This window comes from Marilutibacter spongiae, from assembly GCF_014145325.1.
Taxonomy (GTDB): domain Bacteria; phylum Pseudomonadota; class Gammaproteobacteria; order Xanthomonadales; family Xanthomonadaceae; genus Marilutibacter; species Marilutibacter spongiae.
The window spans coordinates 1-15517 of the sequence record NZ_JACHTF010000027.1 but is presented as its reverse complement, the minus strand read 5'-3'; the positions used below and the strand labels follow the sequence as shown (position 1 = coordinate 15517).

General features: G+C 71.0%; 2 protein-coding genes. Both read left to right on the top strand.

From position 1 onward, the window contains the following. Positions 1–11 precede the first annotated feature (11 nt). Positions 12–5900 (top strand): amino acid adenylation domain-containing protein, encoded by a 5889-nt coding sequence (locus H4F98_RS16450; RefSeq protein ID WP_343064786.1) that lies wholly within the window; start codon positions 12–14, stop codon positions 5898–5900. A gap of 1 nt (position 5901) precedes the next feature. After that, the coding region (locus H4F98_RS16445) for a non-ribosomal peptide synthetase (protein ID WP_182688914.1) at positions 5902–15517 on the top strand (9616 nt) is incomplete at its 3' end.

The window sequence follows — 15517 nt, the reverse complement described above, 5'->3', positions numbered from 1 at the left end:
TGGCGGCGCCGCTGGCACCGCTGCCGGTGCAGTACGCCGACTATGCGGCATGGCAGCGCGAGCGCCTGCAGGGCGAGGGGCTGGCGCGCGAGCTGGGGTACTGGCGCACGCAGCTGGCGGACCTGCCGACGGTGCACGGCCTGCCGCTGGACCGCCCACGGCCGGCCCAGCAGTCCTTCGAGGGCGCGCATCTGGAGACACGCGTCGATCGCGACACCCTGGCCGCGCTCAACGCGCTGGCGCGGGCGCGCGGGGCGACCTTGTTCATGGTCCTGCAATCCGCCTTCGCGGCCCTGCTGTCGCGTTGGGGCGGTGGCGAGGACATCGTCATGGGCACGCCGGTCGCCGGCCGCATCCATGCGGACGTGGAACCCTTGATCGGTTTCTTCGTGAACATGCTCGTGCTGCGCACGCCCGTATCCGGCACGGATACGTTCCTGGCGCTGCTCGACCGCAACAAGGCCACCCTGCTGTCGGCCTACGAGCACCAGGAGATTCCCTTCGAATCGCTGGTCGAGGCCCTGCAGCCCGACCGCAGCCTGGGCCATGCGCCGCTGTTCCAGGTGCTCTTCGCGCTGCGCAACCAGGAACCCGTCTCGATGGCCTTGCCCGGCGTCAGGCTGACGGGGATGAGCGACCAGTGGCAACCGGCCAAGTACGACCTGGAACTGCTGGCCACCGAGGACGACGATGGCCTGCGCTGCAACTGGGTCCATGCCGCCGACCTCTTCGATGCCGCGACCGTCCGGCGCCTGGCCGCTGCGTACGGGCGGCTGCTCGCCTGCATCGCGGTGCGACCGGAGTCGAGCGTGGCGGATCTTCCGCTGCTCGACGACGTCGAACGGTCGCGGATCCTCGAGGAGTTCAACCGCACCGGCGTCGACTTCCCCAGCGAGGCACTGGTGCACGGTCTGTTCGAGGCACAGGCCGAACGCACGCCCGATGCCGTCGCGCTCCGCCACGAGGGCGAGACGCTCGGCTATGCCGCGCTGAACGCACGGGCCAATGCACTGGCGCATCGCCTCATCGATGCCGGCGTGAAGCCCGACGACCGCGTGGGCGTCTGCATGGAGCGTAGCATCGACATGGTGGTGGCGCTGCTGGCCACCCTGAAGTCGGGCGGCGCTTACGTACCCATCGATCCGTCGAACCCCGACGAGCGCCTGGGCTACGTGCTGCGCGATTGCGAGCCGGTCGCCGTCCTGGTCCACGGCGAGGCGACCGCGCGCGTGCGCGCACGCCTCACCGGGTCGACGCAACTGGTCGAGGTCGACGCGTTTCCCGCGCGCCCCGGCGGCGTCCACGACCCCGACCCGGCGACGCTCGGCCTCGATCCGGGCCACCTGGCCTACACGATCTACACCTCCGGCTCGACCGGCCGCCCGAAGGGTGCGATGAACGAGCACCGCGCGGTCGTGAACCGCCTGGCCTGGGCGCAACGGACCTTCGGGGTCGGGCCGGGCGATCGCGTTCTGCAGAAGACGCCTTTCACCTTCGACGTCTCGGCGTGGGAGTTCTTCCTGCCGCTCGTCGCCGGCGCCGAACTGGTCATCGCGCGGCCGGGTGGGCACCAGGACCCGGCATACCTCGTGGACGTGATCGAGCGCGAACGGGTGGACATCGTGCATTTCGTGCCTTCGATGCTGCAGGCGTTCCTGGACCATCCCGCGGTGTCGCGTTGCACGGGCCTTCGCCACGTCAAGTGCAGCGGCGAGGCGCTTTCGGCCACGCTGGCGGCGCGCTTCCACGAGCGCCTGCCCGGCGTCGCGCTGCACAACCTCTATGGCCCCACCGAGGCGGCGATCGACGTGACCTACTGGCGATGCGAGCCGGGTGCGTCCCGTGCGAGCGTGCCGATCGGGCGTCCGATCGACAACACGCGCATGTACGTGCTCGACGCCGCGCGCGAGCCGGTCCCCGTCGGCGTGGCCGGCGAGCTCTACATCGGCGGCGCGAACGTCGGTCGCGGCTATCTCGCGCGACCGGAACTGACGGCCGAGCGCTTCAGCGAGGATCCCTTCCTGCCGGGCGGGCGCGTGTACCGCACCGGCGACCTCGGGCGATGGCTCGAGGACGGGAGCATCGAGTACCTGGGGCGCAACGACTTCCAGCTCAAGATCCGCGGCCTGCGCATCGAGGCGGGCGAGATCGAGGCGTGCATCGCGGCCTGCGAGGGCGTACGCGAATGCGTGGTCACCGGCGTTCCCGACGGCGTCTCGACGCGACTGGTCGCCTACGTGGTCCCGCACGACGGCGTCGTGCTCGACGCGTCGGCGCTTCGTCGCTCGCTGTCGCTGCGCCTGGCTGAGTTCATGGTGCCCTCGGTCTTCATGTTCCTCGATGCGCTGCCGCTGTCGGCGAACGGAAAGCTGGACCGCAAGGCGCTGCCGTCGCCCGAAGGCGCGCAGTCGGGCCTCGTGCGGTACGCGGCGCCGGAGGGCCCGGTGGAGCGGCTCGTCGCGGAGGCCTGGGCAGGCGTGCTCGGGCTCGAACGCGTCGGCCGCGACGATCACTTCTTCCGTGCCGGCGGTCATTCGTTGCTGGCCACGCGGATGATCGGCGACGTCGCCCGGCGCACCGGGCGCGAGATCGCCCTGCGCGCGATCTTCGCGCATCCCGAACTCTCGGCGTTCGCTGCCCACGTCGAAGGCCTCGCCGGCGGCAGCCTGTCCGCGATCGACCGCGCCGACCGGTCCCGGCCCTTGCCGCTGTCCCATGCGCAACGGCGCTTGTGGTTCATCGACCGCATGGACGGGGGCAGTCCGCAGTACAACATCCCGGTCGCCCTCCGGCTGGAGGGGACGCTCGATGTCGAGGCCCTGCAACGGGCGCTGGACACCGTCGTGGCACGACACGAAGTCCTTCGCACCACCCTCGTCGAATACGACGACACACCGGTGCAGGTGGTTGCGGCCCCGTGCCGGGTACCGCTGGAAGTGGTCGACCTGCGGTCGCGTCCGGCCGGGCGTCGCGAACGCGACCTGCAGGCCACGATCGAGGACGAGGCGGGCGCGGCGTTCGATCTGTCGAAGGACCTCATGCTGCGCTGCCGGCTGGTCGTGCTGGCCGACGAGACGCATGCGCTGCTGTTGACGGTCCACCACGTGGCTGCCGACGGCTGGTCCACGCGCGTGCTGGTGGAGGAGGTCTGCGAGGTCTACGCGGCCACGCGCGCGGGACGCGAGCCGGCGCTGGCGGACTTGCATGTCCAGTACGCCGATTACGCCGCCTGGCAGCAGGGCGAGACGGGGCGGGCGCGTATCGCCGCGCAGCTGGAGGCCAGTCGCGCCCGCCTGGCCGCGCTGCCGACCGTGCATGGCCTCGTGCTCGACCATCCCAGGCCCGCGCGCCAGTCCTTCGCGGGCGGGCGGGTGGAGACCCGGCTCGATCCCGAGCGCCTGGCGGCATTGAAGGCGCTGGCCGCGGCCCGCGGCTGCACGCTGTACATGGCGCTGCAGGCCACGTTCAAGGCCGTGCTCGCGCGATGGAGCGGCGAGCGCGACATCGTCATCGGCTCGCCGGTCGCCGGCCGCATCCATCCGGACGTCTCGCCGCTGATCGGCTTCTTCGTCAACACGCTGGTGCTGAGGACCCAGGTGGAGCCGGACGCGCCGTTCGAAGCGGTGATGGCATCGGTTCGCGCGTCGACGCTCGCCGCATTCGAAGACGAGCTCGTGTCCTTCGACCAGTTGGTGGAGACCTTGCAGCCGCAGCGCACGACCGCCCACGCGCCGGTGTTCCAGGTCCTCTTCAACCACCAGGAGTCCGATGGGCTGGAGGCCCGGCTGGACGGGCTGGCAATGCGCGAGATCGAACGCGAGGCGGTGCAGGCCAAGTACGACCTGACACTGGCCACGATCGAGGATGCCGACGGGCTTGCGCTGGCGTGGACCTATGCCACGTCGCTGTTCGAACGCAGCACGATCGAACGCATGGCGCGTGCATGGCATCGCCTGGTCGACCAGGCGATCGAGTCGCCCGCCACGCGACTGTGCGACATGCACCTGCACGACGCCGACGATGCCGCGCTCCTGGCCGCCCACGAACAGGGCCCCGAGGGGCGCCGCCACCGCGACCGCATGCTGCCCGAGGCGTTCCGCGCGCAGGCGCTGCGGACGCCCGATGCCCCGGCGGTGCGTGCGGGCGAGGTGACGTTGAGATACGCCCAGCTGGCGGCGGCGGTGGACGCACTCGTCGCGCGGCTGCGCGCCCGCGGGATCGGTGCCGGCGACCGGGTCGGCGTCTGGGTCGAACGCTCTGCGGAGCTGACCGTGGCCCTGCTGGCGATCATGCAGGCAGGGGCGGCCTACGTCCCCCTGGATCGCCGGCAACCGGCGGCGCGCCTGAATGCGATCGTCGGCGACGCCGGCATCGGCATCGTGCTGCATGCGGGCGAGGGCGGGCCCGCCGGACCGGACGGCCCCTGCGACGGGGTGGACTGGATGCCGGTGACGGACACCGACCCTGTCCCTCCCGCGAACGAGAAACCGCGATTCGTCCCGACGGCTGGCGCAGCGGCGGGACCGGGCCCGGACGACAGTGCATACGTGCTCTACACCTCGGGTTCGACCGGCACGCCGAAAGGCGTCGAGATCCGTCACGGCGGGCTGCTCGACTACTGCGCCTTCGCCCTCGACAATTACCATGCCCCGGGCCTGGCCGGCTCGCTCGTAGTGACCTCGCCGGCGTTCGACCTCACGATCCCGGCGCTGTTCGTACCCCTGTTGTGCGGGGGGTGCGTGGAGTACATGCCGCCGCAGGGCGAGCTCGACGCGCTCGCGCGTCGCCTCGACGCCGAGGAGGTCGACGCGTTCCTGTTGCGCATGACGCCATCGCATGCACAGGGCTTGCTGGACTTGATGGACGCCGCCCCGAGGGCGAGCGCGCATGTATTCGTGATCGGCGGTGAGTCCTTCCCCGTGGCCCTGGCGCGCGCACTGGCGCGCAAGTTCCCGCAGGCGCGCCTCTACAACCACTATGGCCCCACAGAGGCGGTCGTCGGCTGCAGCTGGTTCGACGTCAGCGCGCATCTGGACACCCTGCGCGGGTCCATTCCCGTGGGCCGGCCGATGGAGAACACGTGCCTGCGGGTGATGAGCGTCTCGGGGGTCGAGCAGCCGCCCGGCGTGCCCGGCGAGCTGTGGATCGGTGGCGCCGGCGTGGCCAAGGGCTACCTGGGCGATCCCGCGCTGAGCGCCGGGAAATTCGTCGAAGCCACCGCAGCGGGGGGGATGCGCTTCTACCGCAGCGGCGACCGCGTGCGCTGGCGCGACGACGGCAACCTTGAGTACCTGGGGCGCCTGGACGACCAGTGCAAGCTGCGCGGCTTCCGCATCGAGCTTGGCGAGGTCGCCGCGGCGCTCGAGGCCTGCGAGGGCGTGCGCGCGGCGGCCGTTGCGATCCTGGGCGAGGGCATGGCCGCACGACTGGTCGCGTACGTGGTGGGACCGGTCGAGGAGGCCGCACTGCGCAGCGCCGTGGACGCGCGCCTGCCCACCTACATGCGGCCGAATGCCTATGTGTCCATGGCGCAGCTACCGCTGGGCCCGAACGGCAAGCTGGACCGGCGGGCGCTGCCGGAGCCGGCAATGCCCGGCGTCGAACACGTGCCCGCGCAGACCGCCACCGAGGAGGCCCTGGCCGGGATCTGGCGTGAGGTCCTCGGCCTGGAAGACGTCAGCGTGACGGCGAGCTTCTTCGACCTGGGCGGGCACTCGCTGGTCGCGACCCGGATGGTCAATGCCATCCGTCGTGGCTTCGAGGTGGACCTGTCCATGCGGCTTCTGTTCGACCGGCCCGACATCCGCAGCATCGCGGCGGCGATCGACGACCAGCTACTGCGCAAGCGCAACAGCCAAATGGCGATGGAACGACAAGAACACGTTGAGATGGAGTGGTGACATGCGCGCAGCCGAACTGATCGTCCTGTTGAACGAGAACGGCATCTTTCCCCATGTCGTGGAGGGGCGGCTGCGGACGCGCTCGGAGAGCGACCGGATCGATCCCGCCATCGCCGCGCTCATCCGGGAGCACAAGCAGGCCCTGGTCGAGTTCCTCGCCGAGGACGCCCCTGCGTCGTCGGGCATGCCACCGATCCCGCGGCGCGGGGGCGACGACGTGGCGCTTTCGTTCGCGCAGGAACGGCTTTGGTTCGTCCAGGCCCTCGATGCCGGCGCTGGCGATGCCTACCACATGCCCGCCGCCCTGCGCCTGTCGGGTCGGCTCGACGCCCGGGTCCTGAAGCGCGCACTCGATCGCGTGGTCGAGCGCCATGCAAGCCTGAGGACGCGCTTCGAGGAAGACGCGGCCTATCGCGTTCGCGCGCGCGTCGAGGGCGAGGCGGTCTTCGACCTGCGCGAGACCGACCTGTCCTCGCACGAGGCGGAGTCGGCATCGAGGATCGTGGACGCGATCGCGTTCGAGGACATGCATGCGCCCTTCGACCTGGCACGCGGCCCCCTGGTCCGCGGGCGCCTGGTGAAGCTGTCCGACGAGGCACACGTGCTGCTGGTGACGCAGCACCACATCGTCTCGGATGGCTGGTCGCGCCAGGTCTTCGTCCGTGAGGTCTGCGCGCTGTATGCGGCCTTCGCCGAAGGCCGGCCGGACCCGTTGCCGCCGTTGCCGGTCGACTACGGCGACTATGCCCACTGGCAACGCGAGCGCCTGGGCCCGTCTGGCGTCGAGCGCGACCTGGGGTACTGGACCCGGCGCCTGGCGGGCGTTCCGCAGGTGCATGCGTTGCCGCTGGACCGGCCCCGGCCGCCGCGAGCGGCGTATGAGGGCGCGGCACTCGAGTTCCGGCTCGGTCGCGGGGTGCGCGATGCCCTCGCGGCGATCGCGCGCGCGCACGATGCCAGTCTCTACATGCTGCTGCAGGCGGCGTTCAGCGCGTTGCTGGCGCGTTGGGGCGGCGAGGACGACATCGTCGTGGGGACGCCGGTCTCGGGCCGCGTCCATCCGGACCTGGAACCGATGATCGGCCTGTTCGTCAACACCCTCGTGCTGCGCACGCGCGTGGATGGCGACGCGTCCTTCCTGTCGCTGCTCGAGGACACGCGGGTCGGCGTGCTGGAGGCCTTCGACCACCAGGACCTGCCGTTCGAGTCGCTGGTCGAGGCCTTGCATCCGCAGCGCAGCCTGGCCCATGCACCGGTTTGCCAGCTGTCGTTCACGCACCAGGTCGACGCGCCCACGGACATGCGCATGCCCGGACTGGCGGTTTCAAGCATGGACGATGCCTACGAGCGCGCCCGTTTCGAACTGCAGGTGTCCGCGGTGGAGAGCGGGGAGGGCATCCGCTTCCGCTGGCTGTATGCCACGCGCCTGTTCGATGCCGGCACCATCGCCTCGATGGGCACGGCGCTGCTGCGCATGCTCGAATCGATCAGCGTCGATCCGGGGCAGCCGGTGGCGAGGCTGCCGCTGCTGGGCCAGGCCGAACGCGACGCCCGGGTAAATGAAGGCCGCGGCGAGACACCGCCCCTGCAGGCAAACCAGGCGCCCCACGAGGCGGTGGCGGCATTCGCCGCGCGCCGCCCCGGCGACATCGCCGCGGTCGCTCCAGGGGGTAGCGTCGACTACGCCCGGCTCGACGCGCTGGCCACCCGGATCGCCGCGGCGATGCACGCGGCCGGCGTGTCCCGCGGCGACCGTATCGGCATCTGCATGGCGCGGAGCGTGGAGATGCTTGCGTCGATACTGGCGGCCGGAAAGCTCGGCGCGGCCTACGTGCCCCTCGACCCGTCCCTGCCCGCGGCGCGCCTGGCATGGATTCTGGACGATTGCCGCCCGGCGCGGGTGCTTGTCCATGCCGCCACGCGCGATGGCGGCGAGCGACTCCAGGCCACGGTGCCCTGCCTGGACGTGGATGCGCTCGACGCGTCCCCCTGCGCGGCGCCGGCCGCGGTGCCGGTGGAGGACGCGGCCGCTGCGTACCTGATCTATACCTCCGGCTCCACCGGCACCCCCAAAGGCGTGTCGGTCTCGCACGGTGCCCTGCGGCACTACCTGGACCACGCGGTGCGCGAGTACCTGCCAGGCATGGAAGCCGCCGTCGTCGCGACGCCGTTTTCCTTCGATGCGACGGTCACCTCGCTGTTGGCACCCCTGTTGGCGGGCGTGCCGGTCGTGCTCCTGCACGAGGGCCACGACGAGACGATGTCCGGCCTCGTCGAACGGATGGCGGCGCCGACGCCGGGCCTGTTCAAGCTGACTCCGTCGCACCTGGTCGCGCTCGGACATCTGGCGCCCGCGCCGTCCACGACGGCCCACTGCATCGTCGTCGGCGGCGAGGCACTGGCGCGCAACGTCGTCGAGCGCTTCCGGGCGCGGGTGCTGCCCAACGCGGTGATCGTCAACGAATACGGTCCGACCGAAGCGACCGTCGGCTGCACCACCTGGACCGATCGCGGCGACGCGCCCGTGGCGACCGCGTCGTTGCCGATCGGGCGACCGATCGCCCATGCGCGCATCCATCTGCTCGATGCAGCCGGGCAGCCGGTCCCGGTGGGCGTCGCCGGCGAGATGCACATCGCCGGCCCGATGCTGGCCCTGGGCTATTTCGGCCGCGCCGACCTCGATCGCGAGCGTTTCCTGCCCGACCCGTTCGATGCGACGCCCGGCGCCCGCATGTACCGAAGTGGCGACCTCGCGCGGTGGCGCGCCGACGGCACGCTGGAGTACCTGGGGCGCTGCGACCTGCAGGTGAAGGTCCGCGGTTTCCGCGTCGAGCTCGGCGAGGTCGAAGCGGTACTCGCCACGTTGCCGGGCGTGCGCGCGGCCATTGCCGACGCGCGACCGGACGCGGATGCCGGCCTTCGCCTGGCCGCATATCTGGTGGCGGCCGGGGCGGGCGAGCTGGACATGGCCGACCTGCGCGCGCGAACCGCCCGGCAGTTGCCTGCGTACATGGTGCCCAGCGCGTGGGTCCAGATCGCGCAGGTGCCGCTGACGCCCAATGGCAAGGTCGACCGCAAGGCGCTGCCCGAACCGGGAGCGACGCCGCGTGTGCGTGCGGACCACGTCGCGCCCACCCGCCCGCTCGAACATGCGCTCGCCGCGATCTGGGCGGAGGTGCTGGCCGTCGATCGCGTGGGCCTGGAAGACGACTTCTTCGAGCTGGGCGGACATTCGCTGCTCGCGACCCGGGTCGTGGGCGAGATCGCCTCGCGCCTCGGCAAGCGGGTGCCCATGCGCCTGTTGTTCGAGTCGTCGGCGCTGGGAGCCTTCAGCGAGGCCGTCGATCGGGCCGAGACGCAGGTCGCGGTCGCGATCCCGCGGGGCGAAGCCGGTGTCCCTGCACCGCTGTCGTTCGCCCAGCAGCGCTTCTGGTTCGTCGACAGGCTTGAACAGGGGAGTGCGCAGAACAACATCCTCTCCGCCCTGCGGCTTGAGGGAGCGCTGGACCTGGCGGCGCTGCAGCAGGCTTACGACGCCCTGCTGGCGCGGCACGACATCCTCAGGACCACCTTCGAGGACATCGACGGCAGCGCCCGCCAGCGGGTCCACCCGATGCGCCCTGAAGCGATCGTGGTCGAAGGACCTGGCAGCGAGGCCATCGGGGAGGCGGACACCTGGATACGCGAGGCGGTCGTGGCCGAACGCGCCCGCGCCTTCGACCTGGCGGGCGAATGGCCCATCCGCTGCCGCCTGTTCCAGGCGGGCGTGGACGCGCACGTGCTGGTCCTCAACGTCCATCACATCGCCTCCGATGGCTGGTCGCGCGGCCTGATGGTGCGCGAGCTGGTCTCGCTCTACGCCGCGGCCCTGGCCGGCGAGGCACCGGACCTGCCTCCGCTCGCGCTGCAGTACGCCGACTTCGCCCGGTGGCAGCGCGACGCCGCGGAGGGCGACGCCCTTGCCCCGCACCTGGCGTATTGGAGGGCACGCCTGGAAGGGGTGCCGACCACCCACTCACTGCCGCTGGACCGCAGCCGTCCGCCGCAACCGAGCTTCGTCGGCGCGCGCCATGCGCAGCGCATCGGCGTGGCGGGCAGCGCGGGGCTGAAGGCGATCGCGCGGCGACAGGGCGCGAGCCTGTTCATGGCGGTGCACGCCGTCCTCGCGGTACTGGTCTCGCGCTGGAGCGGCGAGCAGGACGTGGTGCTGGGCTCGCCCGTGGTCGACCGTGGCCATCCTGCGCTGGCGGATCTCGTCGGCGTCTTCATCAACTCGCTCGTGCTGCGCACCGACCTGTCCGGCTCCCCGGCTTTCGCCGAGCTGCTGGAGCGGGTGCGCGCGAGCACCCTGGAGGCCTACGAGCACCAGGCGGTGCCCTTCGACCTGCTCGTGGACGAGCTCAAGCCCGAGCGCAGCCTCAACCATCCGCCGCTGTTCCAGGTCAGCCTTACCCTGCACAACCTGGAGGCGGTCGAACTCCAGGCGCCGGGGCTGCGATTCACCCCCGTGCAGGCGGGCACGGCCACCGCGCGCTTCGACATCGAACTGCACGTGGCGGAAGTCGGCGACGAGCTCGCCGTGGAATGGCTGTATGCCACCGACATCTTCGATGCGTCGACCATCGAACGCATGGCGGCCTCCTTCGACCGGCTCGTCGCCGGCATCGTCGCCGATCCTGCCTGCCCGGTGGACGCGCTGGCCCTGGTGCATGGCGAGCAGGCCGCGCGCCTGCGCGATTGCAGCGTCGGCGCGCAGGTGCCGCTGCCGGACCTGTGCGCGCACGAACTGTTCGAGGCGCATGCCGCCGCCGATCCGGAGGCGCTGGCAGTCGAATGCGATGGCGAATCGCTGACCTACGGCGAACTCAACGCCCGTGCCAACCGGATCGCGCATTACCTGGTCGGGGAGGGCGTGCGGCCCGACGACCTGGTCGCACTCTGCGTCGACCGCTCCTGCGAGATGCTGGCCGGCCTGCTCGGGATCCTCAAGGCCGGCGCGGCCTACCTGCCGATCGATCCGAACTATCCGGAAGAACGCGTCGCGGCCATGCTCGAGGATGCGGCGATCGAGCACGTGCTGGCGCAGTCGAGCGTCCTGCACGCACTGCCGGTGCTGGCGGAGCGCCAGGTCCTGCCCCTGGACGAGCCCCTGCACGCGGCGATGACCGGCCACCTGCCCGCCACCGACATCCCCGTGCGCGAGCGCGGCCTCACGCCCCGGCACCTGGCGTACTCGATACATACCTCGGGTTCGACCGGGCGGCCGAAAGGCGTGCTGCTTGAGCATCGCGGCCTGGTCAACCTCGCTGCCTATCATCGCGACCGGCTCGGCGTCGGTGCGGACAGCCGGGTCCTGGCCTTCGCTTCGATCGGTTTCGACGGCGCGGCGTGGGAATGGCTGATGGCGCTGGCCAACGGCGCCAGCCTGCACGTCTGCGTCGAGGAGGACCGGCGTTCGGTCGAACGGCTGGCCGACCTGCTGGCGCACCGTCGGATCACCCATGCAGCGATCCCGCCGGCCGTGCTGGCCCACCTGGACGCCGACCGCGACTACGCGCTGCGCGTGCTCGTGGTTTCCGGCGAGGCCTGTGAGCAGGCGCTCGCCTGGAAATGGGCCCGGCGCTGCCGGGTCTGCAATTCCTATGGGCCGTCCGAGGCCACGGTGGCCGCCACCCATGCCGAGGTACGCGACGGCGTGCCGATCGACCTCGGTCATCCGCTGCCCAACGTGGAGGCCTGGGTGCTGGACGACGCCGGCGGCATGCAGCCCGTCGGAGTCCCGGGCGAAATCTGCCTGGGCGGCGCCGGCCTTGCGCGCGGCTACCTCGGGCATCCGGGACTCACCTCGCGGAAGTTCGTCGCACATCCGCATCGTCCCGGCGAACGCCTGTACCGTACCGGCGACAAGGGTGCCTGGAGCGGGTCGGGGACGTTGCGCTTCCTCGGGCGCGTCGACGACCAGGTTAAGCTGCGCGGCTTCCGCATCGAACCCGGCGAGATCGAGGCGCGCCTGCGCCAGCACGCGGAAGTCGAGGACGCGCGCGTCCTCGTGCGCGAGGACGTGCCCGGCGACAGGCGCCTGGTGGCTTACCTGGTCTGCGTCGACCGCGGCGACGAGGCCGAGACCAACGAGGTCCTGCTGGGCAAGATCCTGCGCGCCCACCTGCGGGCCACTCTGCCGGACTACATGACGCCTTCGGCCTTCGTCGTGCTGGACGCCTTCCCGGTCACGGCCAATGGAAAGCTCGACAAGCGCCGGCTGCCGGCGCCCGACTACCACGCGCAGCAGAGCCATGTGGCGCCGCGCGATGCGACCGAAGCGCGGCTCGCCGGCATCTGGCAGCAGGTGCTGGGGGTGGAACAGGTCGGCGTGCACGACAATTTCTTCGAGATCGGCGGCGATTCCATCCTCGCCATCCAGGTCGTATCGCGGGCCAACCAGGCCGGGATGGGCCTGAGCACCAAGCAGTTGTTCGACGCCCAGTCGATCGCGGAGCTGGCCTTGCAGGTGTCCGCGCCCACCCAGGTCCTCGCGCCCCAGGACGCGTCCCAGGGCGAGCAGGTGCTGCTGCCGATCCATCGCCTGTTCTTCTCGATCAGCCAGGCCGGTCGCGACCACTACAACATGGCCGTGCTGCTGACGGTCCCGGAGGGCTTCGACGCCGCGGCCCTGGAGCCGATCACCTCGGCCCTGTACGCGCGACACGACGCGCTCCGCCTCCGCTTCGACGAAGTGGCCGCGGGCGAATGGCACGGGCGCTACGCGACCGCCGACTCGCAGTTGCTGGCGGACAGCGTGGTCCGGGAACTGCTGCCCGCCGACGCGGGCGAGGCCGTGGCCTTCATCGAGTCGCGATGCGATGCCTGGCAGGACGCCTTCGACCTGGGTGTCGGTCCGCTGTTCCGGCTGGTCCATTTCCGCTCGCCGCAGGGGCGGGCGGAGGATGAGCGGCTGCTGGTGATCCTCCACCATGCGGTCGTCGACGGCGTGTCCTGGCGGATCCTGTTGGCCGACCTGGAAGCGGCCTACCGGCAGTTCAGGACCTCGGGCGAGGTGCGCCTCGCGGCGAAGACGTCTTCGTACCAGCAGTGGGGCGAAGCCCTGCTCGCGCATGCCCTCGGCGACGACCTTCTGGCGCAGCGCGACTATTGGGTCGCGCAGGCGGGCGCTTCGGTCCCCCCACTCCCCACGGACCGGCCCGCCCACGGCCTGGGACGCGTCGAGGACACGCGCAAGCTGGCGATCGAGCTCGACGAGGCGGCCACGCGCAGGCTGCTCCGCGGCAACGCCGCCTACCGCACGCGGATCGACGAGCTGCTGCTGGCCGGGGTGTACCTGGGCATGCGGGCCTGGACGGGGGCGGAGGCCCTCCGGGTCAGGCTCGACGGCCACGGCCGCGAGGCCTTGTTCGACGCGCTGGACGTGTCGGCCACGGTCGGCTACTTCACCAGCGTGCACCCGCTGGTCCTGCGCAGCGCGTCCGGCCGGGTGGAAGACGTCCTCAAGGCGGTCAAGGAGCAGGTGCGGGGCATCCCCGGCCACGGCATCGGATATGGGTTGCTGCGCTATCTGCGGCAGGAGCCGTCCGTGGTCGCGGCGGCGGAGGCGGCGGGCGAACCGGAACTGGAGTTCAACTACCTGGGCCAGTTCGACCAGACCCTGAACGCAGGTACCGCGTTCCAGGCCGCGCCCGAAAGCGTGGGGCGCAAGGAGTCCGGCGAACGCGATCGCGCACACCACCTGGGCTTGTCCGGCAAGGTGTTCGCCGGGCAGTTGAGCTTCGTCCTGGACTACTGCGCCACGCACTACGACGAGGCCACCATGCAGGCGCTGGCGCAGCACCTCAAGGCAGGCCTGCAGGCCATCGGCGAGCATTGCGCCGCCGTCGGCACCGGCGGCCATACCCCGTCGGATTTCCCGCTGGCCCGCATCGACCAGGCCTCGCTCGACGCCCTGCAGCAACGCTACCCGGCGATGTCCAGGCTGTACCCGGCCACGCCGATGCAGGCGGGCTTGCACTACGAGAGCCAGGTGGAGCCGTCGACCTACGTCGTGCAGATATGGCCCGTACTGAAGGGGGCGCTCGATGCGCATGCCTTCCGCGAGGCATGGACGCAGGTGGTCGCGAGGCACGACATCCTCAGGACCGCGTTCGTCGCCGATGGCGGGACCCTGCACCAGCTGGTGCAGGCCTCCGTGTCGCTGGAGTGGCACGAGGAGGACCTGCGCGGCATTCCGGCCGAGGCGCAGCGGGCGAGGTTCGATGCCTTCCGCCAGGCCGATCGCCTGCGCGGCTTCGACCTTGCCAGCGCCCCCATGCTGCGCATCGCGCTGTTCCGCCTCGACGAGGGGTCGCACCAGCTGCTGTGGACCCAGCACCACATCCTCAGCGACGGCTGGAGCAGTCCGCTGATCTATCGCGACGTCATGACGGCGTACCAGGCGCTTGCCGATGGCGGTCTCGCGGACTTCGGTCCGGCGCCGGTCTACGAGCACTACATCGAATGGCTGCAGTCGCGCGATCCCGCGGCGGCGCTCGGGCACTGGCGAGCGCTGCTCGCGGACTTCGATTCGCCGACGCCGCTGCTCATCGCGCCTGCGGCGGCAGAAGCGCCGAGGGCCACGCGCGAGTGCCGGCTGCAGCTCGGCGTGGACGGGACGCGGGCGCTGCAGGGCCTGGCCCAGTCGACGCGGACCACCGTCAACACCTTGCTGCAATGGGCCTGGGGCTATGTCCTGCATCGCTATTGCGGTGAGCAGGACGTGGTCTTCGGTGCGACCGTGTCGGGGCGCCCCGCCGAAGTGCCGGGTATCGAGGAGATGGTGGGGCTGTTCATCAACACCATCCCGGTCCGCATCCGGTTCGAAGCGGGCGACGACGTCGAATCGGGCCTGCAGCAGTTGCAGGAGACGTTCAGGCAGGGCAACGAACACGCGTACCTTTCCCTCGCGGAAGTCCAGCGCTGTTCGGCCGTCCCCGGCGGCATGCCTTTGTTCGATAGCCTGCTGGTGTTCGAGAACCTGCCGGCCGACGCGAAGATCGAGGGTGCTTCGCGACTCACCTCCCTCGAGGTCGAGAGCGCCGAAAGCCGACAGGAAAGCCACTATCGCCTGACGCTGGTGGCGATGCAGGACGAGGCCCTGCAGATTCGGGCCTGTTACGCCGCCGATGCGTTTGCCGACGATGCGGTGGCGCGGATGCTCGAACACCTGCATCGGGTCCTGCTGGGCATGCCCGCCTGGGTGGAGAGGGGACAGCTTCCCGCTTGGGTCGGACCCGAAGAGCGGGCGTTGCTACAGGCCTGGTCGGGGTCCTCGCAGCCCTTGCCGCACGCCAGCGTGCTGGCGGCCTTCGAGGCTCGGGCCGATGCCACCCCCGACGCGCTCGCGCTGACGGGCGAAGGCCGGCAATGGACCTTCGATGCCCTGGACCGTGCCGCCAACCGCCTGGCCCATGGCCTGCGCGAGGCCGGGGTCGGCGCCGACGTACGCGTGGCGATCTGCGCCCCGCGCAGCGCCGGCTTCGTGGTCGCGATGCTGGCCGTGCTCAAGGCCGGCGCGGCCTACGTGCCGCTGGAGGTCGATGCCCCGGCCGCGCGCCTGGCGCAGTTGGTGG